The organism is Listeria sp. ILCC792, assembly GCF_900186135.1.
Lineage (GTDB): Bacteria > Bacillota > Bacilli > Lactobacillales > Listeriaceae > Listeria > Listeria goaensis.
Window position 1 is genome coordinate 294,515 of sequence record NZ_FYBO01000002.1, and the last position, 25,981, is coordinate 320,495.

The window sequence follows — 25,981 nt, forward strand, 5'->3', positions numbered from 1 at the left end:
TGGTATGTTTTGCTTAAGTTTAGCATTTTTCTACAAGCTACTTTATGCGTACATTTTCTTGACGCGAAATGGAATGTATAGGAAGGAAAAAATGGCAACAAAGGCCAAATTTGCACCTAAAATGACTAATCCTCCAATTGTGCCATTTTGAGCGACTCCAACAATTCCGAATAGAACTGCTTGGGCGACAAGCAAAATACGGACGAAGTGAATGAAACTTCGTGTTCGGTAAGCATCTTGAATTGGATAAAGTTGAAGCATCATTTGTCCATCAAAATGTTTGAGCATTGGAATAAACTGAAAACCAGTTAAATATAGAAAAAGTAAGGAAACGATAATATTAATATAGAAGCCTTGAATGAAAATGAGTAGCAATAGCGCGATTGCTACTAGGCGCGTGTACAATCCAATATATTCGTTTGTTCTTACAAAAGTCCTGCTGAATAAATAAGCGAATGTTTTGCGTTTCGCGTAGGGAATCGGTTTATATAAGAAATCCAAATAACTTCTTCGTCTGACTGTACCTTTCAGATGCGGCACATCTGTAAAGAGGTTGACTAGGCGATAGAAGCGGTTCATGCGCGCCTCTTCTTTTTCAATTAGATACTCCCAGCGCAGTGTTTTTCCTACTACTTTTAAGCGGATAAAATAAAAACTTCCTGCAAATAAGATGATGACAAGCGGGATTGCCCAAAATAGTGAAAAAGCTAGCAGCACATATAAACTAAATGCGTTGATTAAAACGCGGAAAAACATCCATGTGGTGTCAGGATTATCCAGCTTAGCCACTTCAAATTGAACATATGTGTTCCAAAATTTAATTCCGAGAATCATGATAAATAATGGCATAAAACGTGTGTAGCTATAGCCTGTTACCGCCACATACATTGGCATTGCAGCAAGTAAGACAATGGCAAATAGATAGCTTTGCATGAAAGCCGTTGTCCATTTTGTTTTTTGAAAGTAGCGATGCATTTCTTTTTCTTGAACAATTAAATATACAGCATCAGGTCGTTTTAAAAGCGTAGCGATACTACCAAAACAAACTGTGCATGTTAATAATACAACCATGAGCGGTACTGCTGGAAAACTAGGCGAGATATGTTTTACCCAATCAGCATAATAAAAAATACCTGCTCCTATACCAATGATTAACACGAAAAGCAGATGGTCGTTAAACATATAACGGAGATATTTATTTAACTCATCTGTATAAGAACTAAATCTTTCGCGAAAAAGTTCTAGGCTGTCAAATTTCTTCTTCATTGTTGTCTTCTTCCTTTGTTAATTGGACATAGATTTCATCCAGAGATGCTCCGCTCATCCCAAATTGTTCTTGCAACTCCTGAAGCGTCCCTTCTGCTCGTACTTCGCCGTGATGAAGAATGATAAAACTATCGCAATACTTTTCGGCTGTTGCCAAAATATGCGTTGACATTAAAATGCTCGCACCTTTATCACGCATTTCGCGAATCCAACCGAGCAAAGACTGGATTCCAAGCGGATCTAGACCGACAAATGGTTCATCGATAATATATAGTTTCGGCTCTACTAGGAAAGCAGACATAATCATCACCTTTTGTTTCATTCCTTTTGAAAAATGCGCCGGAAACCAATTTAATTTTTTTTCTAAACGAAATTCTTTTAAAAGTGGTGTCATTCGCGCTTCAAACTCTTCCTGCGTCAGGCCATAAGCCATTGCTGTAAGCTCTAAATGTTCGTGCAAAGTTAATTCTTCATATAATATCGGCGTTTCTGGAATATAGGAAAACTGTGAGCGATATTTTTCAACATCTTCCGTTAATTCGTGACCATTAATTCGAATTTGTCCTATTTTGGGTTGCATTAATCCGGTGATATGCTTTATTGTAGTACTCTTCCCCGCTCCGTTTAATCCAATGAGTCCAATAATTTGCTTTTCTTCAATTTCAAATGAAATATCTTTTAATACTGGTCGTTTCGTATAGCCACCAGTTAAGTGTTCTACTTCAAGTAAGGGCATTGTTTTAGAAGCCTCCTTAAATAATCTCAGTCTGTAATCTATTTTTTGCTTACTTTTAATAATAGCATATTTATAACTAAACTTCTCAATAATTATCTAGCCCTGAAACAAGCTTTTCCGATTTTTTTATGGTAAATTAGTATGTAGAAACAATTTAACTAACGAAAGGTGGTATTGCACGTGGAAGATTGTATTTTCTGCAAAATTATAAATGGGGATATTCCCTCTGCAAAAATCTATGAAGATGATGCCGTTTATGCCTTTTTAGATTTAGGACAAGTGACAAAAGGCCATACGCTTGTTGTTCCGAAAAAACATGCTCGCAACATGCTTGATTTAGATGAAGATACGGCTGCTCAACTTTTCAGGCGTATTCCTAAAATCGCAAACGCTGTAAAAAATGTTTACAATGCGGATGGACTGAATATTTTAAATAATAATGAAGAAGTGGCTTCACAAACCGTCTTTCATTGCCACGTACATTTAATACCACGTTATTCAAAAAATAATGATGACTTCGGTCTTAAATGGAAAGAGAACTCAAATACATATACCCAGGAAGAATTGCTCGAACGCGCCGAAAAAATTAGCGCTTTAATAAATTTATAGTTTTGGGTACCTAACTTGCTAAGGAGTGATTATTTTGGATAAAAAATCTTTGATATTCGGTATACTCGCGGGAGCTGTTACCGGTGCTGCGACATCCATTTTATTTGCACCAAAATCCGGTCGCGAATTGCGTCAAAACATTGTAGAAAAATCTGGTGAAGCATCCGTTATTTTAAAAGAGCTTGCGTATAATGCGAATGAATTAATACAGTCCGTCCAAGTTTTAGGCACGGAAGGAAGCGCGCTTTTAAAAGATGTTTCAGGTGATATTATGGAATCTGTTTCAAAATGGAATGAAGAAATGGAACCAGAGAAAAAACGTTTAAAAGATGAAATTAAAGATATGCAAAAAACAATTTCTGACTTAGAAAAAACATTAAAAAAAGATACAAAGTAATGTTTATCTCCCTCTATCACTTGGTAGAGGGATTTTTCTGTCAATTTTTCGTCATAATTCTTCCATCAAATTTCTAAAAAGACTTGAAATACGAAGCCGGAGAGCATACAATACTATGGTATGTACGAAGATGAATATACTGGAGGACGTTAAAATGCGCTGCTTTAAATCTGTTAACACAGAGCGCCGTGATGAATATAATCGTGTTATTTTAAAAAGTGCGTTCATTTCATTTATCGCACTTTGCGTGTTATTTTTGGTTCACAATTTTTTAGTTTTTGATAATTTTGATACTACGTATAACTTGGCTTCTTTTTTAGGACTCGTTTTCATTTATCCTATTCATAAGGTGCTACATGTGGTAGCTTTATTCCGTTATCACTCTGGACTACAAATTGGTATTAAAAAGCATTTTTATATACTACCTTGTCTTCATGTTCGTATTAAACAAATTGTTCCACGAAAGCGATATATTTTTTCATTGCTTTTCCCGTTTCTTTTCATTCTATTTATCTTTTTTGGCATTGCGCTTTTGATTCCGATTTGGAATTCACCGGTATTTCTCATTTTACTATCGGTCCATATTGGAATGTGTTGTCCTGACTTTATTCACGTCAACCGTATACGCAAATGCCCGAAAAATTGCTATGTTGAGGATGGAAAACGTGGCTTTTCTATTTTAATCGCTGAGTAAGTGCAAAAATTCCATGAGAATACCATTAAATTTTTGACATATTCATAAATTATGGAATAAAATGTGTTATGATAGTATTCGTAAACAGGAGATATTTACAATCAACTAAGGAGAGTGTTTAGTTTAATGAAAATCAAAAAGAAAATGACATTAGGAATCGTTTCTGCAATGGCAGTAGTCGGTTTAACAGCCTGTGGTAATGGCGGCGATGTTGTCAAAACTGATAACGGGGACGTTACCAAAGATGAGCTTTACGAAGCAATGAAAGATAAATACGGCGATCAAATTGTTCAACAACTTACTTTCGAGAAAATTCTTGAAGATAAGTATAAAGTAACGGACAAAGAAGTTGATGCTGAAGTTCAAAAATACAAAGATCAATATGGCGATCAATTTGCAACAGTTCTTGCGCAAAGCGGTTTAACTGAAGAAAGCTTCAAAGAAAACATCAAGTACAACATGCTTGTAACAAAAGCTACTGAAGCAAACATTAAAACCGATGATAAAACGCTAAAAGAATACTACAAAACTTGGCAACCAGATATTACTGTAAGTCATATTCTTGTTGGTGATGAAAAAACTGCAAACGAAGTAGAGAAAAAACTTAAAGACGGTGCAAAATTCGCTGACTTAGCAAAAGAATACTCTACTGATACAGCAACAAAAGAAAATGGCGGTAAACTTGAGCCATTCGGTCCAGGAAAAATGGATCCTGCGTTTGAAAAAGCAGCTTATGCTCTTAAAAACAAAGGCGACGTCAGTGCTCCTGTAAAAACTCAATATGGTTACCACATTATCCAAATGGATGAACCAGCAAGCAAAACTACTTTTGAAAAAGATAAGAAACAAGTAAAAGATGCTTATGTAGCTTCTCAAATCAACCAAGAAAACATGCAAAAAGCGCTTAAAGATGTTTACAAAGACGCTGATGTGAAAATTGAAGACAAAGATTTGAAAGATGCATTTAAAGATTATTCATCTTCTAAATCTAGCGACGACTCTAAAAAATAAAAGCAAAAAGGATAGCCTAAAATTAGGCTATCCTTTTTATTTATCATCGAAAGTTGGACGATAAAAAGCACGGTTATCCAAGCCGAAGATTCGTTCTGAAAATTCTCCTGGTTTTGTATGGCGTAGTGCTTTCTCCATCATGTTCATTGAAGCGTCCATCAAATCAATTTGATGCAAAATTTCCGCTTCTCGGACAAGTGGTGGCTTAGGGCTTCCCCACTCCCCTTTACCATGATGAGCAAGTAGAATATGTTTTAAAACAACTACTTCTTCCCCGTCAATATGCAATTCCTCAGCCATTTTACTCACTTCTTCTACGACAATCGAGATGTGCCCAATCAAATTGCCTTCTATCGTATACGTTGTGGAAACAGGCCCAGACAATTCAATAACTTTTCCCAAATCGTGTAAAATAACTCCTGCATAAAGCAAATCGCGATTAACGCTTGGATAAAGGTCACTAATGGATTTGGCAAGTCTCAGCATGGAAACGACATGGTAACTTAAACCTGATACAAACTCATGGTGGTGTCGAACCGCCGCGGGATAATCATAAAACTTATCCTGATATTTTTTTAAAAGCGAACGCGTGATGCGTTGTAAATTGGCATTTTTCATTTCAAAAATATATTGTGTAATCTCTTCGGCCATTTCATCTTTATTAACTGGGGCCGTTTCCATAAATTCGCCTGCGCTCACATTGTCTAAAGGGCTCGCCTGACGAATTTGACGGATTTTGAGCTGCTTTCTTCCGCGATAATTTTGAATATCACCTGTAATATGAACGATATGTTCTGCTGCATAAGCCGCTTCATCGTTTTCTGACACATCCCAAAGTTTTGCTTCAAGTTCTCCAGATTTATCTTGCAAGACAAGGCTCAGGAATGGCTTCCCGTTGCTTGCCGTTCCTTTCACACTGGATTTTATGAGTAAAAACAACTCTATGCTCTCGCCGACATCAAATTCTAATAATTTTCTTTCCAATCATTTCGCCTACTTTCCGTCTATGCATTTTCTTATGTTTAGTATAGCATGAGTCTATCGTTAGGTGAAAAATATTTGCTAGTTTCCTCATGACACGTAAAGAAAATAACTTGATTGCTCGTTTTTTTATAGCGCAGAAGTTCCATCATTAAATCGAGACGCGACTGATCAAAATTAACAAAGCCATCATCAATCAGAATAGGGAATGGATATTCATCAGCTATCGTTTCAACTAAAGCAAAACGTAGTGATAAGTAAAGTTGCTCTTTTGTCGCTTGACTGAGTTCTTCTGGCGAAAACATCACTTGTTCAGTATTTTCAACACGTATGCGATTATTTTCAAAATAAATCCGCTTATATCTTTCGTGCGTTAACTTTTCAAAATAAGTCGAAGCAAATTGCAAAGCTTTCGGAAATTTTTCTTCTTGTAAGTGGACAACTGTTTGCTTCAACACTTCATGCGCGGTTTTTAAAACAAACCACTCTTCCGCAAGTTCCGTTAAATCCGTTTGCGCTAAATAAAACAGCTGTTTTTGTTCCGCATACAGACCACCTTCTTCAAGTCGTTCAATTTCGTGTTTCAATTCGGCACGTTGCCGCTCAAATTCGCGCGATTCCGCTTCTAAATTGGCGATTTTTTGCTTCACCAAAAATTCTTGCTCCTTCAGCTTAGAAAGTTCATCATAGCCCGCAAAATTTTCCCGTGCCGGCAATTCGGCTTCTAAAAGCAGTAACCGTGCTTTAGCCTCTTGATGCACTTGCGCTTCAAGCCCCTTTTGTCTAAAATCGTCCTCTGAATGCGCGCCGGCTTGCGCCATCAAGTTGCTTTTTTCCAGTTTTAAGTCCCGCAAATCACGTTCAAGCAAATCAATTTGGTTTGCAAGCTGGTCTAATTTTTCCTCACGCTTCGCAAAATCCGTTTGATTTTCCCGATATGAAATTAAGCTTTGCCGCAAATATGCTACGCGCTCTTCAGGCGAGGCCCCATCGCCAGGCAGGGCGAATAAATTAGCTTCCCAGTCCTTGATGAATTTTTCTTTTTCGACTAATTGGCGTTTGATGTCCACTAATCTGTTTTGCAATTCAATTTGTGCTTTCAGTTCGGCCATATCTACTGAAAAATCATTTTTAGGTGGCATATCCCATTTTTCATAGAGCAAAGCTTGTTTTTGTTCTAAATATGCTTTTTTCTCTGATTTTTCTTGAAGAATCATTTCGCTCTGTGCTTTTTTATGGGCGATGCCGTCCATTTTCACATACAATTGCTGCCATTTGTTGCGGTATTTTTTCTGCTCTTCATAAATGAACTGCGCCTCCACATTTTGCGCTGGCCTTTTCATATAGAAAAAAAGCGAGCTTGCAGCGAATAAAACGGCCAGTCCATACAGCCAAAACGAGGAAAACACCATGGCTAGCACGACAGAAAACAGTGTCAAAATCATGGAAGTCGGCCACAAAAATTCACGCCATTTGTTCGTATTTTTGTGGTTCGCGCTTTCTTTCCATTTTTCAGCCGGCCACATTACTTCTTCCAGTGCATCAATTTCTTCTTGCACACCATCTTCTTCTTTTTGGAGAAAAGCGCGTGTTAATTCTTCCGTTTTAACATCATTGTCCAGCTTTTCCTGCTCGCGACTAATTTGTTTTACTTCTTGATCAGTTTCAGCCGTCCAATGAAGTGGCAGCTCATCAAATTCCATTGTCACCTGTTCCAATTGTTTCCGCTCTTCAAATTGCAGCTCTAAAAATGCCGCTTTGCGTTCCTGATAAATCGGCCACATTTCAAGTTGCGATTCAATCTGGCCAATTTGTGATTTATCCGCAATCGCTCCGTTTTGAATCCCGCTGTCTTCCAGCACTTTTTTACGCACTTTCAGTTGTAATAATTCATTTTCGCGTTCGCGTATCCGATTTAGAAAGTGCTCTAAACGAATATTTCCATCTACTGGAAATTCATCTGCTGCCGGTTTGATTTTCTCTTGTAAGGATTGCCACTCCGTATAAACCGGCCATTTTTCCTTCATCCATTCAAGTTTTGAAAGTTCGCCTGTCAACGTTTTGCGTTCGTTAAATCTTTCCGCCGATGCATCGTCTAGCTCTGTCAATTTCGCAAGTAGCTTGGCGTAATTATCATTGTTTTGCTTGGCCGAAAGATAGGATTCATGCACTTTATTTGTCGCTTGAATCGCTTGGTTGATTTGCGGATTCCGTCCATTTGGCTTAAACAAGAGTTCCATTTGCTTTTCAAGTTGCAAAAGCGCCTGTAAAAGCGTATCCGAACCGGCAGTTCCCGCTACTAGCAGCTGCTTTTCAAACTCAGCTTGTTTCATTTGCTGAACGTGTTGCAAACCGTGAATATCAAAAGAAAAAATCGCTTCGTACGTTTGACGATCCATCTCGCCTAAAATCTCCGCTAGCTTCTCCTCGCCAAACACGTCACCGTTTTCGAGTTGAACCGTTACGTCCCCCGTCGCTTTTCCGCGCAACCGTTCAACCGTGACAACGCCAAGTTTCGTGTCAGCAAGCGTTAATTTCCCACCGTATGGCCCTTTATTTTTTGGCTCCATACGCGGAATCGAACTTTGCTTTGTCGGAAATCCAAATAAAACGCTATGAATAAAAGCCATAATCGTAGACTTGCCAGCTTCGTTGCCGCCGTAAACAAGTTGGAAATCTGCTAAATCCGAAAACGTCACATTCGACCATTTTCCGTAACCTAAAATCGCAATGGCAGTTATTTTCATTTGCGCTCTCCCTCCACCTGATTTAGGATTTCATCTACTTTTTTGGTCGCCTGTAACACAATTTGGGCACGCTTATCTTCCGTTATATCTGGCAAAAATTTTCTGATGCCATTATGAAAATAGAGCGGCTCAACATTTTTGAAAAAAGCCTCTTCCTCGCTTAACTCCGCCGCTGAACGCGTCAATTCACCCTGCAAAATCCCTTCATGGAACCAATCTTTAGACAAACCTTTTTTTGTCATAAAGCTTAGACGATTCACCCATACAAAAGGCGTTTCATTAGCGCGACCGTCTTGCAACATGGGCAGCCATTCTTCGTGCGCAATGTTTTGATTAATCGAGACGTCAATGTCCAAAATATAAGAAGCCTCACGATTTTCAAATTCCAAAAGAACATCTTCTAATTTGCGAAAAAGGCTGTTATTCGTTACCTCTTCCTTAAATTCTAGGCGAATTTGTTCCCAAATAATTGGTGCCGTTTGAAAAAAATCAAATTGCACGCCAAATTCGTTTAACGTAACAATTGTGCCACCTTTTTCGCCAGCTTCTTTCCGATTTCGGCCTTGAATAACGCCCGGATAATATACGCCTGGGTTTTCAGACAAAATCTCGCGTTTATGAATGTGCCCAAGCGCCCAGTAGTCAAATCCTTTTCGAGTAATTTCTTCCAAACGAAACGGTGCATACACATCGTGCTCGCTCGATTTCGTAAGCTCCGACCCGTGTAACATCGCAATATGAAAATCCGCATCGCCACTTGTTTGATAAAGAGCCGTCTTATTTTCTAATACATGCCGCGCTGGGTAACTAAAGCCGTATATTTTTACTTTTTTGTCGCCATCTTGCCAAACCATATCGCTTACTTCCTCGAAAAACGTGTGCACATTTTCAGGCAAGGCAATTAAATCTTTTCCTTTTTCTAAAAAATCATGGTTTCCGTGAATAAGGAACACGTCAATTTTGGCTTCTTCCAGCCGTTTCATCTCTTTGTAAAATTGAACTTGCGCCTTAATACTGCGGTCTTCCTTATCATAAATATCGCCTGCAATTAGGACAAAATCCACTTGTTCGGCTACCGCCCGCCTGATTGTTTCTTGAAATGAACGATAGCTCGCTTCTTTAATTTGTTCGTAAATCGGCTTAGGAAGGGACTTCAAACCGACAAAAGGACTGTCTAAATGCAAATCTGCAATATGTAAAAATTTTACTTCTTTCATTTTTATCCACCTCCTAAAAACGAATGTATGTTCTAATTATACCGAGAATGACTTTTTTTCGCAAGTCCTGCCAGAGCCCTATTTTAATCAGCTAAAGTTGTGCTACAATAAACTATAGATTGTTAACGGAAGGGATTGATAATATGGGGAACTGGAACCGTATTTTTTGCACGTATGGCTTATATATTCATGAACAGCATATCCTGGTCGTTATGCGCGAGAATGGCCCGTTTAAGCAAAAATATGATTTGCCGGGTGGAAGTCTTTTGGAGGACGAAATGCTTGATGACGCACTAAAACGTCACTTGAGTATGTATCGCGTTTTCCCCGAAGCGAAAAGAACACTTGGTACATTTGATTTCTTAATCGGTCATGAAATGGACGGAAAACGGCTGCTGCACCAAATTTGTGCGCTTTATTTAGTCGATTTGAATTTTTCTAAGGACACTGTAGTGCCACTTATTTTTGAGGGCGTCAAAGAAGAGCCGCAAAAATATAAGTTGCTCTCATTTGAAAAAATAAACGCGCAGACGGCGTCCCCTATTTTAGTCCAAGCTAAAGAACTGGCTCTTGAACTTGAAGCACAGTCGTTCCTATAAATAGATGAAAACCGCACCAAACACTTGGCGCGGTTTCTTTTTTATTGTTGTACTTCGTATAAATCTTGTAGTGGTGTCATGATAATGCGATTCAAATCGTTAATGATTGTGCTCATCGCTTGTTCTTTTTCCATTAACGCAATAATCAGTTCGTTTTGTTGCACATCCTCAGCAACTTCTTGTGCAGTTTGAACCGTTTCATCATCAATCGGCTGACCCGTCATTTGTTTTTCTTGAATCGTAACTTGAATTTCACGAAAACGATTGAACTTTGTTTTAGCTTCCTCGTCTGCGTTCACATTTTTGTATGCTTCTTGCAAGCTTTTAAATTCGTTTGTTTCACGAATTCCTTTGTCTAAACCATGTGCTAAATCATAAATATTTTCGCTCATTAGTAAGTCCTCCAAAATAGTTTATTTCTTCTTAACTAACTATAACAAAAGTCTTAACGCTTGTCACACCCAAATCGCTAGAATCCCTTGAATAATTCCGATAAAACCACCTAAAACACCGCCGAGATACGTAATCATTTTTAGCTCGCGTCCCGAAATATCGATTACAATCGCTTCTACCTCTTCTAGGGAAAATGTCTCGATTTGTTTTTCGACAAGGCCTGAAATATCGAGTCGCTTCATCATGTCGGCACTGTGGCTTGCGACAAAATCGAGTACGCGAAGTGTGGCATACGGAATGAGATGCTCCGAAATATGCGTTTCATATTTCCTCAAATTGTCCTGAAGTGGCTTATTCAACCATTTCTCCGAACGTAAAAATTGCTCACTTTCATGTTTTATTTGCTGAGTAAATTGCTGCCATTTATCCGCTGCCAAAATGTCATTTAATTTTTGTGAAAATACATGGTCGAGTTCGGTTTCACATAAATTTAAAATCATTTGTTCCGTTTCAGGTTGCGCAAGCATTTTTACCAATTCTTTTTGCGCTTTTTCCGTCAAGGATTCCACGTTTAAAACAAGCTTCGCAAAGCTCCCCATTTTGCCATGTTCGGTGAAAAACTTGTTTAACATAGCGGCAATTTGTGCGGCGCCGGCTTCGCTTAAAATGTAGCTTTGAACGCGTTCAGTGCCTATTTTTGTCATATCAGGCAAATGTTTCTTTACACTGTTTTTTAGTTCGGCGGGAACAAATTGCTGCAATGCCACATCCTGTTTTTCTTCCAAAAAGCGGGTTAGCTCTTGTTCGATTTTGTCCGAAACCCAGTGAATGAGCCTTTCCTTCCCGTCTTTAAATCCAGCGAGTTCTGCGAGTTCCTCTGGTGTCGTCCGCAGCGCCATTTTTTCTTCAAATAATTGTTGTACGGTTAGGATAACTTCCTTTTGAAGTGCCTCATCTTCTAGTTTGCGCTGTATCATATCGCCAGTGAGCAAGTGTTCGACAATCACTTCACCTATTTTTTTCGCGAGTTCGTCCCGTCTTTTAGGGATCAATCCCGGTGTAAACGGCACGCGCCATTTTCCGATATATTTCGCCTCAAATGGTCTAAAAAGCATGCGAATCGCAATAAAATTCGTCATCGCTCCAATAAAACCACCGATTAGCGCCATTAACCCAATTGTTACTATAGTTTGCATCTTTGCACCACCCTTTAGAGTGGTTTCATTATACGCGAAAATCCCCCAAGCGACAATGCTTCTCGGGGAATTTCATTCTAAAGTATGATTAAAGGTTCGTCATTTTAAGCGGGTCAATAAAAGCGTCAAACTGCTCTTCTGTTACGTAGCCAGAAGTGACCGCGGCTTCGCGTAATGTCGTGCCATTTTTATGTGCCGCCTTCGCAATTTCTGCGGCTTTCTCGTAGCCGATATGTGGATTTAAGGCTGTCACGAGCATGAGCGAGTTCTTGAGTTTTTCTTGAATGACAGCTTCATTGGCGACAAGCCCCGTTAAACAGTGGATACGGAACGATTTCATACCATCTGTCAGCAAACGTACAGATTCTAAAAAGTTGTCGATAATGACCGGCTTATACACGTTTAATTCCAAGTTCCCTTGGCTGCTCGCCACATTGATTGTTATATCATTGCCCATCACTTGTGCGGCAACCATTGTAAGCGCCTCACACTGCGTCGGGTTGACTTTCCCCGGCATAATAGAGCTACCGGGCTCGTTTTCTGGAATGCTAATTTCGCCAATTCCACTTCTTGGTCCGCTGGCTAAAAAACGAATGTCGTTTGCTATTTTCATGAGATCAGACGCAAGAGCACGAATGGCGCCATGCACATAATTGATTGGGCTGTGGCTTGAGAGCGCAAAAAACTTATTTTCGTCCGACACAAATGGATTGCCGGTCATCTTGCCAAGTTCGGCTGCGACTTGTTCTCCAAAATCTTTCGATGCATTAATCCCGGTTCCAACTGCGGTGCCACCAATTGCCAGCGCGCGAAGTGAACCGCTACTTTCCTCAATAAAACGTTTGGCATTTTTAATCATCGCCTCATAACCACTAATTTCTTGTCCGAGCGTAAGCGGCGTTGCATCTTGTAAATGCGTCCGCCCGATTTTCACGACTTGCATATAAGCTTCTTTCTTTTCTTTTAAAATAGCTTGAAATTTATCGAGTTCTGGCAAAAGATTTTGATGAATCACCTTATACGCAGCAATGTGCATTGCGGTCGGAAACGTATCGTTTGAGCTTTGCGACATGTTCACATCATCGTTAGGATGCACCTTTGTTCCATTTTCCTCCGAAACAAATGCAATCACTTCATTCACGTTCATATTTGTCTGCGTGCCGCTCCCTGTTTGGAACACAACAAGTGGAAAATGCTCGTCTAGTTCGCCGCTCAAAATGCGGTCACAGGCGCGGCCAATTGCTTGCGCTTTCTCCATTTCAAGCTTCCCAGCAGCAGCATTCACATTTGCGCAAGCTTTTTTCAAAAACGCAAAAGCATCAATAATTTCAAGTGGCATTCGTCGCTCACCAATTTTAAAATTTTGCCGACTCCGCTCAGTTTGTGCCCCCCAAAATTTACTCGCATCAACAGAAATCTCACCAAATGAATCCTTTTCAATTCGTTCCACAATCCTCACCTCGAAAATAGTATAGCACATTTAAAAAGAGTCTGAGTCATAAAAATAAGCAAAAAACCATTTTTAAAGATGGCTTTTTGCTTCTCTATTTTTCCTTTTCACGGAACAAATGTTAAGTAGGCTCCAGACTCTTCATTGTTCATATTGTACAAAATCATAAGGATAATATTTAATAGTTTGAAATTCCGCGTCATTAAGTTGCATAATTTTAGCAACTGCCCCACTTTCATAACTCCAATATCCGTTATAGATAGCATGAGGGCTTTTATGTGAATTATACCAACCAGCATCACGATGACCTTGATACCATTCTTTTTCCACATATTGCTTCAGTAATGTTTCCGCTACCTCTTTTGTGTGAGCTTGCGTCACAGCTTTCAAAGTTTCATATGGTCTGGTGAATGCAAGCTCATTAGTTTTCACCCATGAATTATCTACACTATGAAACATATAATCAATCAGAAAATCATGAAAACCTTCTCTTTGTACTAACTGCTGCAATATTTCAAGCTCTTTAGTCTCCTCTAAGAGTATTCCAAGTGAAACAGCTTGAAGTAATTGTATATAACTTCCAGTTTCTTTATCCCATGTTGAATCAAGTGTTTCAACAAAGTAAGAATAAACTTCTTTAATCTCATTTTGGGTTTTACCCATTGAATATAGCGAGTTTATTTTATCAAGATAATAGTTCGATAAAATTATATTAGCAGTCCTCACCCTCGGACTATTTTCCCCATATTCACCTATAATTATGAGTTTCATATCAGCATATTTCTTTATCAATCTATTTATTTCATTGAGATGGTTTTCAAAGTATAGTGAATCTTTAATAATATCTCGCATAACATTCTCCTTCACTGTTTTTTTTACCTGCTGAATCTAAGACCCTCTCAACATGATTCCCATTTACATCAACATTTACTAATAGCGATTGAACATTTTTAGGATACATTAATAATTCAACTTTTATTAATTCGGCAATTTCTGTGCTATTATACCATCTAACAGAATATCCTGGTTAGTTATAAGGATTTAAATACTGTGTCATTTCTAACGACACCGTTTCCTTAACAGCCATTTGAATATCTCGTTCGATTTATCCAATTTTAGTCACTAAATTTTGATATTTTCGTTTCTTACTTTTTGCCTCACTGGCTTCATCTCTATCAAACCTGTCAAACATCTTACTCTCCTATGCTTAAAGTTCAAATGTTCACAACCACATTATATCCAACTGGCAATAAAAGTCGATTTGTGGTCTAAGTTACGACGGACAACTTGTTTATCAGTTGCAGCTAAAAAACGCACTCTTCAAATGAAAAGTGCGTTTCTTTATGAATCTATTTGCTCTTTTAATGGTTCTCAACCTGTAATGGTTTTTTTCGCATCACGACAAGCGTTAAAACGAATAGTGCGACTAGATAAATCACCGTAAGGACTAAAGAGACGTAAAACCATTCTAAAACCTTACCACTGGCTAAAAATTCGACCGCGTTTTTGCTTAAATAGGCTGGATTTAGTGCTAGCCATTTTGAGTCTACCGCATTGAGCGCAGTGAAAACAATCGCGAGCACGACAGCGGTACTCGCTACAGCGGCACTGCTTTTGAAGAAGGCACTGGCCAAGATGACAATTCCGACCACGAAACAAAACCAGACAAAATAAATCAAAAAGGCGATGATGACTCGTTTTAAACTTAAATGACCGAATAAAAGAATCGTGTAATAAGCGGATAGCGCGTAGCCAAACAGCAGTGCGCAAAATGCGGTTGCGAGCTGGCTAAGCCATTTCGTGCCAATGTAACTACTGAGTTCAACGGGACGCGTCATAATAAAAGCGAGCATGCCGCTTGTTCTGTCGGCCAAAATAGTGCCCATCGCTGCGACTGCAAAAATGATGATGCCGAGCTGGTCGAATTGCGAAGCGAGCGTTTGACCTAAAATGACTTCTGGCGTCGTGGGGCCCATCATTTGTGTGAGCGCATCTGCGTTTTGAATGCCGCCGACTGCTTTTAGAATTTCTGGTAGGAATTTTACAATAAGCGGCTGCGTTAAGCCAAGAATCGCGAAAACAATTGGCAACCATAATAGCTTTAAGTTGCGTTTCATTTCGAGCCATTCTTTCACAAGTAATGCATTCATTCGCTCACCTTCTTCATAAAAATTTGTTCGAGCGTTTCATGCACATTCATAAAGCGCACCACTTCGACATTCGCTGATGCAAGCGACTGCAACAAAAAAACACTCATTTCCGCTTTATTTTGCACTTCAAACCGGTAAACCGAGCCTTTTTTTTCGGAAAACAAAATGTTTGAGTGTTCGCTTACTTCCGCATACCACGCTGCGTTTTCGCCTAATAGTTCCACTTCAAAAACATTTGTGCTTGCTTCTTTTAAAAGCGTTTCGAGCGGCTTATCAAGTACCACTTCACCTTTTTTGATCATCGTAATATGGTCACAAATTTCAGCGGCATCCGCCAAAATGTGCGTTGAAAACAAAATGGTCGTTTCCGATTTCAATTTCTCAACCAACCGAATGACTTCCATACGTCCAATTGGATCCAGTGCCGAGACTGGCTCGTCCATGACAAGCAATTTCGGGCGATGCAAAATGGCTTGAGCTATGCCTAAACGCTGACGCATGCCGCCTGAAAACCCACTAATTCGTTTGTTTCCTTCTTTTTCCAAACCGACGAGCGCTAAAACTTCCGGAATGCGCACATTTAAATCGGCTTGATTCATTTTGGATAGCTTGCCCATAAAGTTCAGGCATTCTTTCGCCGTCATCCAACCATAAAAATGCGGATACTGCGGCAAGTAGCCAATCAAATTTTTCAAATGCCGAATTGGTTTCCCGTCAAGCAAAATCTCACCGCCATCTGGTTTCAAAATTTGCACCAGCATATTAATTAGTGTCGTTTTCCCAGCACCATTTGGGCCAATCAGTGCGAGGCACGCCCCGTCTGGCACAACTAAATCCACATTTTGAACTGCTTTTTGCGCGCCAAAACGCTTGGACAAATTTTGAATGCGGAGCTCTGTCATTTGAACTCCTCTTTTCTTCCAAAAATAAAGTAAATCACTGGACCAATTGTATTAATAAAACAAATAACGACAAGCCAAATGATGGCATTTTTGCGCACATTCCAGTGTCTAATTAAGTCGACAAGCGCCGTAATAAGTAGAACAAGATTTAAAATTAAGATAGGTAAAATTAAGGCCCAATTAATTCCCGCAAATTCCATATTAAACACTCCTTTTCTGTTATATATATTGTATAACAGATAACACTTCTAGTCAATCACATAAAAAAAGTTGGCGCTAAATGCTCCAACTCAGATTGTAGAAAAACACAAAACAAAACGTAATCCCACTATATTCAGACTGATGACAAATGGTGAGATTCTAGGCAAAGCCGAGTACCGCACCGGAGCGTACTCGAGTACGCGAGGAGCGGAACGGAGGCTTTAACGACGAAGATCGCTGTTTGTCATCAGTCTGAGTTGGAGCTAAATGCTCCAACTCAATTGCTTATTACCACGAACCAATCCAATCTCCGATGCCATCTTTGACTTTCCCGCCGAATTCAACGACTTTGTCAGCGCCTTTTTCGATGGCGTCTCCAGCATCATTTGCTTTTTCTTTGACGGTATTCCAGAAATCATCTTTTTCTGCCGCTTTTTGTTTTTCTTCTTTTTCCTTCGCTTTTGTTTCTTGTGCGGCACTCTTCGTATCAAAATCTTGCGGCGTTTGATAGCGCAATCCGCTCTTCATGACGTAGTGTGCCAAATTAGCAACGCCTTGCGAACTAGTTGTTTTTAAGTAGTGCGCCTCATCCGTTTTATCGAAGCCAATCCAAACAGCGCCTACTAAATCGGGTGTGTACCCGACGAACCACTGGTCTTTCGTTCCACTTGTATCATCAAACGGAACTTGCGTTGACCCCGTTTTCCCGGCCATTTCATATCCTGCAACAGCAGCGTTTGTACCTGTTCCAGTGTTAACAACGTCTAAAAGCATCGAGGTCATTGAATTCGAAGTTTTTTCCGAAATGATGCGTTTTGTTTCTGGTACATGTTCATAGATTGTGTTACCCGCAGGATCGACAATCTTACTAATGATGTAGCCCTTTTCTGGTTTAACGCCCTTGTTCGCAAAGGTTGCGTAAGCTGTTGCCATATCAACTGGTGAAGCACCTTTGCTTAAGCCACCAAGCGCAAGTCCGAGCGTATCATCGCTTTCTTCAAGCGGAATACCAAATTCCTTCGAAGATTTAACACCTTTTTTAATTCCTATTTGATCAAGAAGCCACACAGCAGGCGCATTAATCGATTTAGCGACAGCCTCATACATCGGCACTTCACCTTGATAGTAGCCACCAACATTGGTCGGGGTATAGTTGCCCTCATACGTTGTCTTCTCATCTTGCAGCATGTCGTCTACTTTCCAGCCTGCTTCAAGCGCTGGCACATACACTGCTAAAGGTTTCATTGTGGAACCTGGTTGAGCTTTCATTTGCGTTGCACGGTTAAACCCTCGGAAAGTATGTTCTCCGCGTCCGCCAACTAACGCCCGAATCCCGCCAGTTGCTGGATCCATTAATACCGCACCAGATTGAACAAGCGTCCCGTCTGCCGCATTTTTCGGGAATAAACTGTCATCGCTATACGTTCCTTCAAGCGAAGTCTGATAGTTTTGGTCAAGTTCCGTGTAGATTTTATAACCTTTTTTCATGATTTCATCTTGCGTCACATCGGCTTCATTGACCGCCTCATTAATGACCGCATCAATATACCACGGATATTTATTCGCAAGTGGGTCTTGCGCCTTGTTCGTTAACACAATTTTCGTGTTGCTATACTCTTTATACTGCGCTTCTGTAATTTTTCCATTTTCCTGCATCGCTTTTAAAACCATATTTCTACGGTTCGTTGCTTTGTCTAAATGCTTGTAAGGGTCGTACGCACTAGGCGCCTGAAGTAAACCCGCAATTGTAGCGGCTTCTGGAACGTTTAAATCGGCCGCTGATTTGCCGAAGTATTTTTTAGATGCGTTTTCTACACCCCATTCACCGTTACCAAAGTACGAACGGTTTAAGTACATCTCTAAAATCTCATCTTTCGAATATGTCCGCTCAATTTCACGTGCCATAAACAATTCTTTTGCTTTACGTGTAAACGTCTGTTCTTGGGTTAGCAAAGCATTTTTAGCGAGCTGCTGCGTAATCGTACTTCCTCCGCCGGTTATCCCACCAGTTGAAACGAGTCCAGCTGCAGAACGCATTATCCCTTTTATATCAAAACCATTATGCTCATAAAATTTGCGATCTTCAATGGAAACAACTGCGTCTTGTAAGTTTTGGGAAATTTTATCAATTTTAACAAACGTCGCATCAGTAGACGAAAGTTCCCCTGCTTTGTCCCCGTCCTTATCATAAATAATCGTAGCTGTTTCAAGTCCCTTTTTAAGCGCGTCAATATCTGCTGATTTGGCCACAATCGTCAAGTATACAATAAATCCTAATACCGCTAATAAAACTGCTAAAATAATAATTTTAATTACATGACGATTTCTCAAAAAGCGCCTAAATTTGCGCCATCCAATGCCAATCCATTTCCAGATAAAGCTGAAAAATTGTTTGAAATACTTCACAATCAGCTGCTTAAAATTTTCCAAATTTATCTCCTAGCTTTCTCTAATTAGTTTTCTCCGCGCATATAAAAATACACGGGAATATGATCATTTTACGCTAAATCAGAATTTTTTTCTACCTTCTTAAGTCTTATTTTTAGTCAAAGTAAACACTTGCCATAACATTGTCACAATTCCTCTAAAACTTTTCCTATAAATCATGTTTCTAAACGCGAAAAAGGGGTACTTTTACAATATTGCTAGATTATTTTTCAGACTGATGTAGAAAGGATTTGGAATATGACTCACAAGCTTATTTATTTTTTGTCACAATCGCATATTCGTAGCAGCATTGCGCTTGCTTGGGCAAAGAAACTACCGCTTCGTGATGTCACTTTCATCAGCGGCTCTTGGTCAAAAGCGCGGGAAACTTCTTTTGTAAATGATGTGCTTCATGAATTTTCAATGGAAGCTCCAAACAGTTTTTCTTACACGCCTAGCCAAAAATTGCTTGAGGATGCAGATTTAATTGTGACGATTTACGATTCTACAAATGAATTAGCACCGAATTTCCCAGATGCGTTTAACAAAAAAATCGTTTACTGGGATATTGAAGACCCCGAACACATCAATGAATTACCAGCAAAGTGGGCGCACTACCAAGAAGTGTGTGACACGATCGCACTTTCGGTAAAACAATTAAAAAAAGCTTTTATAGAAGTTTAGCTCTCCGAATTTTTTCGGAGAGATTTTTGTAATGAAATGAGGAATGAAAAGTGGAAGCCTATCAAGATATTAAAAAAGCAGAAAAAGCCGCTTTCCTAAGCATGTTTGCCTACATCTTTGTCGCCGCGCTAAAAGTAACAGTTGGACTTATTGGGCATTCTGACGCTCTTTTTGCAGACGGCTTAAACAACACAACCGATGTTATCGCCATTATCGCCCTATTAATTGGCCTTCGAATTTCGCGTATTCCGCCGGACAAAGACCACGCCTATGGCCATCGCCGAACCGAAACCATCAGCTCACTAGTTGCCTCTTTTATCATGCTACTCGTCAGCTTACAAGTTGTCTTTGAATCCATCGTCAACTTAATTCAAAAAAATTACGGCACACCGAGCATGCTCACTGCCATTGTAGCCTTCTTTTCTGGCGTGTTTATGTATATCATTTATCTTTTTAACATTCGGCTTTCGAAAAAAATCGACAGTCAAGCCATTCGTGCTGCCGCATATGATAATCGTTCCGACGCTTGGGTCAGCTTTGGGGCTTGTCTTGGGATTTTAGGCGCCATCATTGGGGTGCCGTGGCTTGATGCGGTCACCGCCCTTCTTGTCGGCGTTCTCATCGGCTACACCGCCGTCAAAATTTTCTTTGATGCCGCGCATAGTTTGACAGACGGATTCGATGTCTCCAAACTGGAAGAAATCCACAAGCTAATTGCGGGCGTGGACGATGTCAAAGAGGTGAAGGATATTAAAGCACGTTTTAACGGTAATCGTATTTGGATTGACGCAACTATCTCGGTTGATGCGGCGCTAAATGTAACCGAAAGTCACGCCATTACCGAGCGCATCGAAAGCGTGATTCGTACGGAATTTCCAAATGCTTACACGCTTGTACATATCGAGCCTTTTTCTAAAGAATAAATTCGTTGTTTTCTTTTGGAAAGTCCATTATAATTTGAGTATGTATAGCTTTTTAAGGTTGGGAGGGAATATACCGATGGGGCAGAGAAACTAAATCAATTTATGCAGGGCGATGCTTCTAGTATTTCCTCTTGGGAACTAAGCTCACACCTGCTTTCATAAAAAAACAGATACCATAGGAGGTGTTAGCCATTTATAGTGTTCTATAGATGGCATGCGATTGATATTAACGATTAAGTTTTTAATTATTGCATTTTTAATTGCAGTTTCCGCCTTTTTCGTGGCGACAGAATTTGCAATTGTGAAAATGCGACCGAGTAGGCTAGACCAGCTTATTTCAGAAGGAAACAAGCGTGCTAAACTGGCACGATACATTTATAACCATTTAAATGCGTACTTATCTGCCTGCCAGCTTGGGATTACGATTAGTTCGCTAGGTCTTGGTTGGCTCGGTGAATCTACGGTTGAGGCGGCCTTACATCCACTCTTCGACATGCTTGCCATTCCGAGTTCGGCTGTAACGATTCTTTCCTTTGTGATTGCTTTTGTATTCATCACCTTTTTACATGTGGTCGTTGGGGAGCTTGTACCAAAAACGCTCGCTATCGATAAAACAGAAGCTGTCGCACTTACAGTTGCGAGACCGCTACATTATTTTTATAAAATCATGTTCCCGTTCATTTGGTTGCTCAATGAATCTTCTGTTCTAATCTCGAAATTGTTTGGCTTGGAGCCAGCTAGTGAGCATGAAATTGCCCACACGGAAGAAGAACTGCGCATCATTGTTGGCGAAAGCTACAAGAGCGGCGAAATTAACCAGTCGGAATTTCGTTATGTAAATAAAATTTTCGATTTTGATGAACGAATGGCAAAAGAAATTATGATTCCGCGTACGGAAATTGTGACCGTTGATTCCGGCTCTGATATTTCTGGTCTTTCTGACATCATGAAAAACGAGCGCTACACGCGTTATCCTGTCATTGACGGTGATAAAGATCATATTATCGGGGTTTTAAACTTGAAGGAAATCTTGTCGGCTTACGTCGAACATGAATCAAGTAAGCCGTTTCCAATTGACCCGTTTGTAAAACCAATTATTCGTGTTATTGAAACGATTCCCATTAAGGAACTTTTAATTCGCATGCAAAAAGAGCGTTCACATATTGCCATTCTTTTAGATGAGTACGGCGGCACATCTGGCCTTGTCACGGTAGAAGATATTGTCGAGGAAATCGTTGGTGATATTCGCGATGAATTCGATGCAGATGAAATTCCAGAAATCAGAAAAATTAAAGATGGGCATTTTATCGTGGACGCAAAACTCTTGATTGACGAAGTAAATAATATTTTAGGTACGGATCTCGCGGAAGATGAAGTCGACACAATTGGTGGTTGGTTCTTAACGCAAAACTACGAAGTCGAAGTCGGAGACGAAATTGAATATGGCGGATTTATTTTCCGCGTAAAAGAGGCAGAACCGCATCATATCGAGTACTTAGAAATCTTTAAAAAACTGGAAGAATAGGCCACGTGCTTATTCTTTCTTCTTTTGTAGGAGGGATTACTGTGGAAATTCAAATTTTGCCGAGCTGGGACGGGCTGACGCTTGCAGAAGTGCTAAAAGAGCTTTTTCATCTTGGGAAAAAGGCGCGCCATGAGTTGCGTATGGCAGGAAATGTGCTGCTTAATGGGGTTTTGATAGACTTCGACAAACCGCTCGTTTCTGGCGGCATTTTGACCTTGCCCACGCAAGACAAGCCGATTCATGCGACTAAAGCACCGCTTGATGTGGTCTTTGAAGATGCGCATCTGCTTGTTGTGAACAAAGCGGCTGGCGTGAAAACTCATCCGAATGCGCCAAGTGAAACGGATACGCTTGCAAATCACGTTCAATTCTACTTGAATAAAACGCGTGGCGGCACCGCTTTGCCTGTCCATCGCCTCGATCAAACGACATCCGGGCTCATCCTTTTCGCGAAACATTCGCTCAGCCTAGCTGCCCTTTCGTATAAACTCGAAATGCGGCAAATTAAACGCGAATATTTAGCTGTCCTAGGCGGCGTTTTAAACGGTGACTGCATCATCAACCAGCCCATCGGAAATGACCGCCACCAGTCTGGCAAAAAACGTGTGAGTCCAAACGGGCAAGCTGCCGAAACGCACATTCACGTTTTAAGCGCCGACAAAACAGCAGGTGTCACGCTCGTCCGCTGCACGCTTAAAACTGGCCGCACCCATCAAATTCGTGTCCACACGTCCAGTATCCACCACCCAATTGTTGGCGACACACTTTACGGTGGTTCAAAGCGCGCAAGACGTGTCTTGCTGCACGCCGAACGGCTCCACCTCACCCACCCGTTCACCGAAGAAAAAATGACATTTGAAGTGTCCCCCGGGCGCGATTGGGTATACAAATAGCAGTAGCCTCACCGGCTACTGCTATTTGTTATCTCGACTTTCATACCGTCTGGGTCTTCAAAAAAGACTGCGTAATAATCGGCTCCTGCCGCATATGGATAACGCTCATCGTAAAGCAATTTTACCCCGCGCTCACGCAAAGTTGACCGCCATTCATCGATTTTTGCGCGCGACGCCTCATAAAACGCCAAGTGATTTAAACCAATTCGCGCCCTGTGGTACCCAAAAGGCAAAAATGGCTCCTCCGCCTGCACAAAGACGATGTAACAATCTGAATCTGAGTAGCTAAAACCTTTCTCCCACTGGGAAAAAAGCGAGTAGCCAAGTTTTTCCAACACAAACGACCAAAATTCCCGCGACGCCTCTAAATCCCCCACGTAAAGTTCCACATGATGCAACTTCATAGCGTGTCCTTAAAATGCTTCAGCGCTTCTCGTTTACTAAGCGGCGCAAGGTTCGCACGAAGTACATATTGTTTCACCTTGTCAGGTTCCGTTTTGGCATACTCGCGGAGCGCCCAGCCAATTGCTTTTTGAATAAAAAATTCCTTGGAATGACGCCACTGATCGCAATTTCCAAAAAGAATCGCTTCATTCGTCTTTTCTTTATACTTCAGTTGAAATAAAATCGCGGTTCTAACAAGCCACATGTTGTCGCCCGTCACCCATTTATGATTGTAAGGCGCCATTTGTTCGGGATATTTCAAAAAATAGTGACCAACAAGCGTGCTAGCTAGCAAATCAACCGTATCCCACCAAGATTTTTCTTGAATGAGCTTCTCATAAACAGAAATCACATTTTCATCTGCTTTTTTCATGTAGCGGATCAATAAATCAATCGCCACGTATTGGTATTCCCGGTAAGGTTCGCGGTATAGTTTTTCTGCCAACAATTCGAGATTTTCGGGAGCACCGTTTATCTTTACATAGTCGCGTACAAATTCCTTGCGCGGACCAGCTTTTATCCCCAAAAAAGCGAACTGATTTTTCATATAGGCTTCCATTTTGGGCTGATTCTCCGCATTGGCAAGTTTTTGTAACGCGTCTTTGATTTTTTGCAAGTCGCTCATGCGTCCTTATCTCCTGATTCAATGAATTCCCGCTCGCGCTCCACACTGTTCAAAAAGTAGTCCAAGTCGTCCGGGTCAGGACCAACATATGTCCCCGTTTCCAACTTATTTAATTTCCGCATATCTTCATTGTCCAATTTAAAATACGCCAAATTGGCATTTTCACGTATTCTACTTGACGTAATCGATTTCGGGATAATAATCGTATCTCGATTTAAATGCCACTGCAAAATCACCTGATCCACAAACGCCCCGTGCTTTTTCGCGATATCGACAATAACCGGATGCTGCATCAGCGTCCCTTTCGCAAGCGGCGACCATGCGGCATGCGCAATATCATGTTTCTTCAAAAATTCGCGCAGCTCATTTTGCGGCAGTAGCGGGTGCGTTTCCACTTGGTTTAAAACGGGTTTCTCTTGTGCCACTTGGAATAATTTTTCGAGGTGATGCTGTTTAAAATTCGCGACCCCAATTGATTTCACAGCCCCCTCGCGCAGTAGGCGTTCGAAAGCCCGCCACGTATCGAGATATTTCCCCGCAATCGGCCAATGAATTAAATATAAATCTAAATAGTCCAGCTTTAAATTTTGAAGTGTGCGTTCAAACGCAAAAAGTGTTTCGTCATAACCTTGATTGCCATTCCAAATTTTCGAACTAATAAAAAGTTCGTCTCGTTCTACGTCACACGCATGAATCGCATTACCAACTTGTTTCTCATTATTATAAACAGCTGCCGTATCAAATAAACGGTAGCCGCATTCAATTGCCTGCATAACAGCTTGCATAATATAATTGGGTTCGCTCATCTGAAAAACACCTAAACCAATGTATGGAATTTGTTCCCCGTTTGTAAGCATCATTTTGTCCTTTAAAGTCTTCACTTTGACAAACCTCCTTTAGCTATCCAAAAAAGATTCTACATAATACTCCCAGTATACCGAAATTATTCTTTTCTTCCCACTAAAAAGGATAATTTCATGAGCTAATTTTGTGTCAGCAATCATCCGAAAGAAATGAACTTAAAAAAATTTATTTCTTAGTTAAAGCTACGCAACGTTTTATTTTTGGCAATGGAAGCGTTTACGACCGATTTATGTAACTTTATACTTAAAAAAAAGTTACTATTTAGAGCATCAATATGTTAGTATTAACATGTGGTAAATTTCAAGTAAAAGTTTTTTATTTTTTTGTAAGCAAATTGTAAAGAGAGAACCCTTCCTGTTCTAACTTGAAGGGCAACTTAAAATGACCAAAATGACTTACTAAAAAGATCGGGGGAATTGAAAAAAATGGCTTTTAAAAACAAAAAAGACCGTTTTGCATCTTTGCTTCATGATATTGCAGTAAATTTGCATGAAGGCGCCAACTTTTTTGCATCTTACAACATCAATTCAGTGGAGGACTTGCATACTTTCTCAGATAAAATGAAAGAGTATGAAACAACTGGTGATACAATGGTCCATAAAATGATTATGGAACTAAACGATGCTTTTATCACGCCAATCGAACGTGAAGATATGCTTGAGCTTACCAATCGTCTAGACGATGTTATGGACGGCCTTGAGCAAACAGCTTTTTCACTTGAAATCTGTCAAATCACGCATTATGACGACTATATGCTTAAATTCATTGAAGCTATTCAAAAAAGTACGGTTGAAATCGAAAAAGCAGTAGATTTAGTTTTCGATAAGAAACTTAAAGACGTACGCAAGCTTGCGATTCAAATTAAAGATTATGAGTCTCAGTGTGATGAAGTTTACCGCGAATCATTAATTAAGCTTTTCCAAGAAGAAACCGATGCGGTTAAAATCATCCGCAAAAAAGAAGTCTATGAAAACCTAGAAGAAATCGCTGACAACTGTCAAAGCGTTGCAAACACGCTTGAATCAATTGTCATGAAAAACGCGTAAG

Annotated in this window: 26 protein-coding genes; 10 read left to right on the forward strand and 16 right to left on the reverse strand. The window is 40.2% G+C overall.

Going from position 1 to position 25,981, the window contains the following annotated elements:
* Positions 1 to 42: 42 nt before the first annotated feature.
* Positions 43 to 1,266, reverse strand: coding sequence for an ABC transporter permease (locus CFS60_RS04055; protein WP_088815418.1), 1,224 nt, complete (start codon positions 1,264 to 1,266; stop codon positions 43 to 45).
* Positions 1,250 to 2,002 carry an ABC transporter ATP-binding protein gene (locus tag CFS60_RS04060; RefSeq protein WP_088838861.1) on the reverse strand — a complete coding sequence of 251 codons (753 nt, stop codon included), beginning with the start codon at positions 2,000 to 2,002 and terminating at the stop codon, positions 1,250 to 1,252. The genes CFS60_RS04055 and CFS60_RS04060 overlap by 17 nt, the downstream gene beginning before the upstream one ends.
* Before the next feature lie 180 nt (positions 2,003 to 2,182).
* On the opposite strand from CFS60_RS04060, the gene CFS60_RS04065 reads away from it, so the two are divergent.
* From CFS60_RS04065 to CFS60_RS04080, 4 genes are all read left to right on the forward strand, one after another.
* The gene (locus CFS60_RS04065) at positions 2,183 to 2,611 is read left to right on the forward strand and encodes an HIT family protein (RefSeq protein ID WP_088838862.1); all 429 of its coding nucleotides are present in this window, start codon (positions 2,183 to 2,185) and stop codon (positions 2,609 to 2,611) included.
* Between the two features lie 34 nt (positions 2,612 to 2,645).
* A complete protein-coding gene (locus tag CFS60_RS04070; RefSeq protein ID WP_088809333.1) occupies positions 2,646 to 3,008 on the forward strand; it encodes a YtxH domain-containing protein in 363 nt (120 codons plus the stop codon).
* A gap of 154 nt (positions 3,009 to 3,162) precedes the next feature.
* Positions 3,163 to 3,702: a DUF3267 domain-containing protein gene (locus tag CFS60_RS04075; protein ID WP_088809334.1), complete on the forward strand. Its 540-nt coding sequence runs from the start codon at positions 3,163 to 3,165 to the stop codon at positions 3,700 to 3,702.
* Positions 3,703 to 3,834: 132 nt separating this feature from the next.
* A complete protein-coding gene (locus CFS60_RS04080; RefSeq protein ID WP_088809456.1) occupies positions 3,835 to 4,713 on the forward strand; it encodes a peptidylprolyl isomerase in 879 nt (292 codons plus the stop codon).
* Positions 4,714 to 4,749: 36 nt separating this feature from the next.
* Here CFS60_RS04080 and yhaM read toward each other — a convergent pair whose 3' ends face one another.
* Genes yhaM through CFS60_RS04095 form a run of 3 tightly spaced genes read right to left on the reverse strand, consistent with a single transcriptional unit; the run spans position 4,750 to position 9,658 of the window.
* Positions 4,750 to 5,697: a 3'-5' exoribonuclease YhaM gene (yhaM, locus tag CFS60_RS04085; RefSeq protein WP_088838863.1), complete on the reverse strand. Its 948-nt coding sequence runs from the start codon at positions 5,695 to 5,697 to the stop codon at positions 4,750 to 4,752.
* Positions 5,698 to 5,735: 38 nt separating this feature from the next.
* Complete coding sequence (locus CFS60_RS04090; RefSeq protein WP_088838864.1) at positions 5,736 to 8,441, reverse strand: AAA family ATPase; 2,706 nt, start codon at positions 8,439 to 8,441, stop codon at positions 5,736 to 5,738.
* Entirely contained in the window at positions 8,438 to 9,658 is a 1,221-nt protein-coding gene (locus CFS60_RS04095; protein WP_088809337.1) for a DNA repair exonuclease, read from the reverse strand. Before CFS60_RS04095 ends, CFS60_RS04090 begins: the two co-directional genes overlap by 4 nt.
* A 143-nt stretch (positions 9,659 to 9,801) precedes the next feature.
* Between CFS60_RS04095 and CFS60_RS04100 the strand changes: the two genes are divergently transcribed.
* Complete coding sequence (locus CFS60_RS04100; protein ID WP_088809338.1) at positions 9,802 to 10,257, forward strand: hypothetical protein; 456 nt, start codon at positions 9,802 to 9,804, stop codon at positions 10,255 to 10,257.
* 41 nt (positions 10,258 to 10,298) lie between these two features.
* Here the strand turns inward: CFS60_RS04100 and CFS60_RS04105 are convergent, their stop codons facing one another.
* The 8 genes from CFS60_RS04105 to CFS60_RS04140 form a co-directional block, all read right to left on the reverse strand.
* Positions 10,299 to 10,649, reverse strand: coding sequence for a YlbF family regulator (locus tag CFS60_RS04105; RefSeq protein ID WP_088809339.1), 351 nt, complete (start codon positions 10,647 to 10,649; stop codon positions 10,299 to 10,301).
* 63 nt (positions 10,650 to 10,712) lie between these two features.
* On the reverse strand, positions 10,713 to 11,846 hold the full coding sequence (locus CFS60_RS04110) for a DUF445 domain-containing protein (protein WP_088809340.1): 1,134 nt from the start codon (positions 11,844 to 11,846) through the stop codon (positions 10,713 to 10,715).
* 88 nt (positions 11,847 to 11,934) lie between these two features.
* A complete protein-coding gene (fumC, locus tag CFS60_RS04115; RefSeq protein WP_088838865.1) occupies positions 11,935 to 13,296 on the reverse strand; it encodes a class II fumarate hydratase in 1,362 nt (453 codons plus the stop codon).
* Positions 13,297 to 13,437: 141 nt separating this feature from the next.
* The gene (locus CFS60_RS04120; RefSeq protein ID WP_088838866.1) at positions 13,438 to 14,148 is read right to left on the reverse strand and encodes a PoNe immunity protein domain-containing protein; all 711 of its coding nucleotides are present in this window, start codon (positions 14,146 to 14,148) and stop codon (positions 13,438 to 13,440) included.
* Positions 14,149 to 14,657: 509 nt separating this feature from the next.
* Positions 14,658 to 15,446, reverse strand: coding sequence for an ABC transporter permease (locus CFS60_RS04125; protein ID WP_088815425.1), 789 nt, complete (start codon positions 15,444 to 15,446; stop codon positions 14,658 to 14,660).
* Positions 15,443 to 16,348 (reverse strand): ABC transporter ATP-binding protein, encoded by a 906-nt coding sequence (locus tag CFS60_RS04130; RefSeq protein WP_088809344.1) that lies wholly within the window; start codon positions 16,346 to 16,348, stop codon positions 15,443 to 15,445. The genes CFS60_RS04125 and CFS60_RS04130 overlap by 4 nt, the downstream gene beginning before the upstream one ends.
* Entirely contained in the window at positions 16,345 to 16,548 is a 204-nt protein-coding gene (locus CFS60_RS04135; RefSeq protein ID WP_088809345.1) for a PLD nuclease N-terminal domain-containing protein, read from the reverse strand. The genes CFS60_RS04130 and CFS60_RS04135 overlap by 4 nt, the downstream gene beginning before the upstream one ends.
* Before the next feature lie 289 nt (positions 16,549 to 16,837).
* Complete coding sequence (locus CFS60_RS04140; protein WP_088809346.1) at positions 16,838 to 18,979, reverse strand: transglycosylase domain-containing protein; 2,142 nt, start codon at positions 18,977 to 18,979, stop codon at positions 16,838 to 16,840.
* 255 nt (positions 18,980 to 19,234) lie between these two features.
* Here CFS60_RS04140 and CFS60_RS04145 point away from each other — a divergent pair, with 255 nt between their 5' ends.
* From CFS60_RS04145 to CFS60_RS04160, 4 genes are all read left to right on the forward strand, one after another.
* A complete protein-coding gene (locus CFS60_RS04145) occupies positions 19,235 to 19,660 on the forward strand; it encodes a hypothetical protein (RefSeq protein WP_088809347.1) in 426 nt (141 codons plus the stop codon).
* Between the two features lie 50 nt (positions 19,661 to 19,710).
* Entirely contained in the window at positions 19,711 to 20,583 is an 873-nt protein-coding gene (locus CFS60_RS04150) for a cation diffusion facilitator family transporter (RefSeq protein ID WP_088815426.1), read from the forward strand.
* A gap of 220 nt (positions 20,584 to 20,803) precedes the next feature.
* Entirely contained in the window at positions 20,804 to 22,108 is a 1,305-nt protein-coding gene (locus CFS60_RS04155) for a hemolysin family protein (RefSeq protein WP_088809457.1), read from the forward strand.
* A gap of 41 nt (positions 22,109 to 22,149) precedes the next feature.
* A complete protein-coding gene (locus tag CFS60_RS04160; RefSeq protein WP_088809349.1) occupies positions 22,150 to 23,001 on the forward strand; it encodes an RluA family pseudouridine synthase in 852 nt (283 codons plus the stop codon).
* A gap of 8 nt (positions 23,002 to 23,009) precedes the next feature.
* Here the strand turns inward: CFS60_RS04160 and CFS60_RS04165 are convergent, their stop codons facing one another.
* Genes CFS60_RS04165 through CFS60_RS04175 form a run of 3 tightly spaced genes read right to left on the reverse strand, consistent with a single transcriptional unit; the run spans position 23,010 to position 24,930 of the window.
* Positions 23,010 to 23,405 carry a VOC family protein gene (locus CFS60_RS04165; RefSeq protein ID WP_088838867.1) on the reverse strand — a complete coding sequence of 132 codons (396 nt, stop codon included), beginning with the start codon at positions 23,403 to 23,405 and terminating at the stop codon, positions 23,010 to 23,012.
* The gene (locus CFS60_RS04170; protein ID WP_088838868.1) at positions 23,402 to 24,070 is read right to left on the reverse strand and encodes a DNA alkylation repair protein; all 669 of its coding nucleotides are present in this window, start codon (positions 24,068 to 24,070) and stop codon (positions 23,402 to 23,404) included. The genes CFS60_RS04165 and CFS60_RS04170 overlap by 4 nt, the downstream gene beginning before the upstream one ends.
* Positions 24,067 to 24,930 (reverse strand): aldo/keto reductase, encoded by an 864-nt coding sequence (locus CFS60_RS04175; RefSeq protein ID WP_088809458.1) that lies wholly within the window; start codon positions 24,928 to 24,930, stop codon positions 24,067 to 24,069. Before CFS60_RS04175 ends, CFS60_RS04170 begins: the two co-directional genes overlap by 4 nt.
* A 429-nt stretch (positions 24,931 to 25,359) precedes the next feature.
* Between CFS60_RS04175 and CFS60_RS04180 the strand changes: the two genes are divergently transcribed.
* Complete coding sequence (locus CFS60_RS04180; RefSeq protein ID WP_088809352.1) at positions 25,360 to 25,980, forward strand: DUF47 domain-containing protein; 621 nt, start codon at positions 25,360 to 25,362, stop codon at positions 25,978 to 25,980.
* The last annotated feature ends 1 nt before the right edge of the window (position 25,981 follow it).

Bases quoted from the DNA above. Each gene is read 5' to 3' on its own strand.
- CFS60_RS04090 (WP_088838864.1), bottom strand. From the start codon at position 8,441: ATGAAAATAACTGCCATTGCGATTTTAGGTTACGGAAAATGGTCGAAT.
- CFS60_RS04130 (WP_088809344.1), bottom strand. From the start codon at position 16,348: ATGACAGAGCTCCGCATTCAAAATTTGTCCAAGCGTTTTGGCGCGCAA.
- CFS60_RS04145 (WP_088809347.1), top strand. From the start codon at position 19,235: ATGACTCACAAGCTTATTTATTTTTTGTCACAATCGCATATTCGTAGC.
- CFS60_RS04175 (WP_088809458.1), bottom strand. From the start codon at position 24,930: ATGATGCTTACAAACGGGGAACAAATTCCATACATTGGTTTAGGTGTT.
- CFS60_RS04170 (WP_088838868.1), bottom strand. From the start codon at position 24,070: ATGAGCGACTTGCAAAAAATCAAAGACGCGTTACAAAAACTTGCCAAT.
- CFS60_RS04165 (WP_088838867.1), bottom strand. From the start codon at position 23,405: ATGAAGTTGCATCATGTGGAACTTTACGTGGGGGATTTAGAGGCGTCG.
- CFS60_RS04100 (WP_088809338.1), top strand. From the start codon at position 9,802: ATGGGGAACTGGAACCGTATTTTTTGCACGTATGGCTTATATATTCAT.
- CFS60_RS04095 (WP_088809337.1), bottom strand. From the start codon at position 9,658: ATGAAAGAAGTAAAATTTTTACATATTGCAGATTTGCATTTAGACAGT.
- CFS60_RS04060 (WP_088838861.1), bottom strand. From the start codon at position 2,002: ATGCCCTTACTTGAAGTAGAACACTTAACTGGTGGCTATACGAAACGA.
- CFS60_RS04180 (WP_088809352.1), top strand. From the start codon at position 25,360: ATGGCTTTTAAAAACAAAAAAGACCGTTTTGCATCTTTGCTTCATGAT.
- CFS60_RS04110 (WP_088809340.1), bottom strand. From the start codon at position 11,846: ATGCAAACTATAGTAACAATTGGGTTAATGGCGCTAATCGGTGGTTTT.
- CFS60_RS04055 (WP_088815418.1), bottom strand. From the start codon at position 1,266: ATGAAGAAGAAATTTGACAGCCTAGAACTTTTTCGCGAAAGATTTAGT.
- CFS60_RS04075 (WP_088809334.1), top strand. From the start codon at position 3,163: ATGCGCTGCTTTAAATCTGTTAACACAGAGCGCCGTGATGAATATAAT.
- CFS60_RS04120 (WP_088838866.1), bottom strand. From the start codon at position 14,148: ATGCGAGATATTATTAAAGATTCACTATACTTTGAAAACCATCTCAAT.
- CFS60_RS04125 (WP_088815425.1), bottom strand. From the start codon at position 15,446: ATGAATGCATTACTTGTGAAAGAATGGCTCGAAATGAAACGCAACTTA.
- CFS60_RS04135 (WP_088809345.1), bottom strand. From the start codon at position 16,548: ATGGAATTTGCGGGAATTAATTGGGCCTTAATTTTACCTATCTTAATT.
- CFS60_RS04105 (WP_088809339.1), bottom strand. From the start codon at position 10,649: ATGAGCGAAAATATTTATGATTTAGCACATGGTTTAGACAAAGGAATT.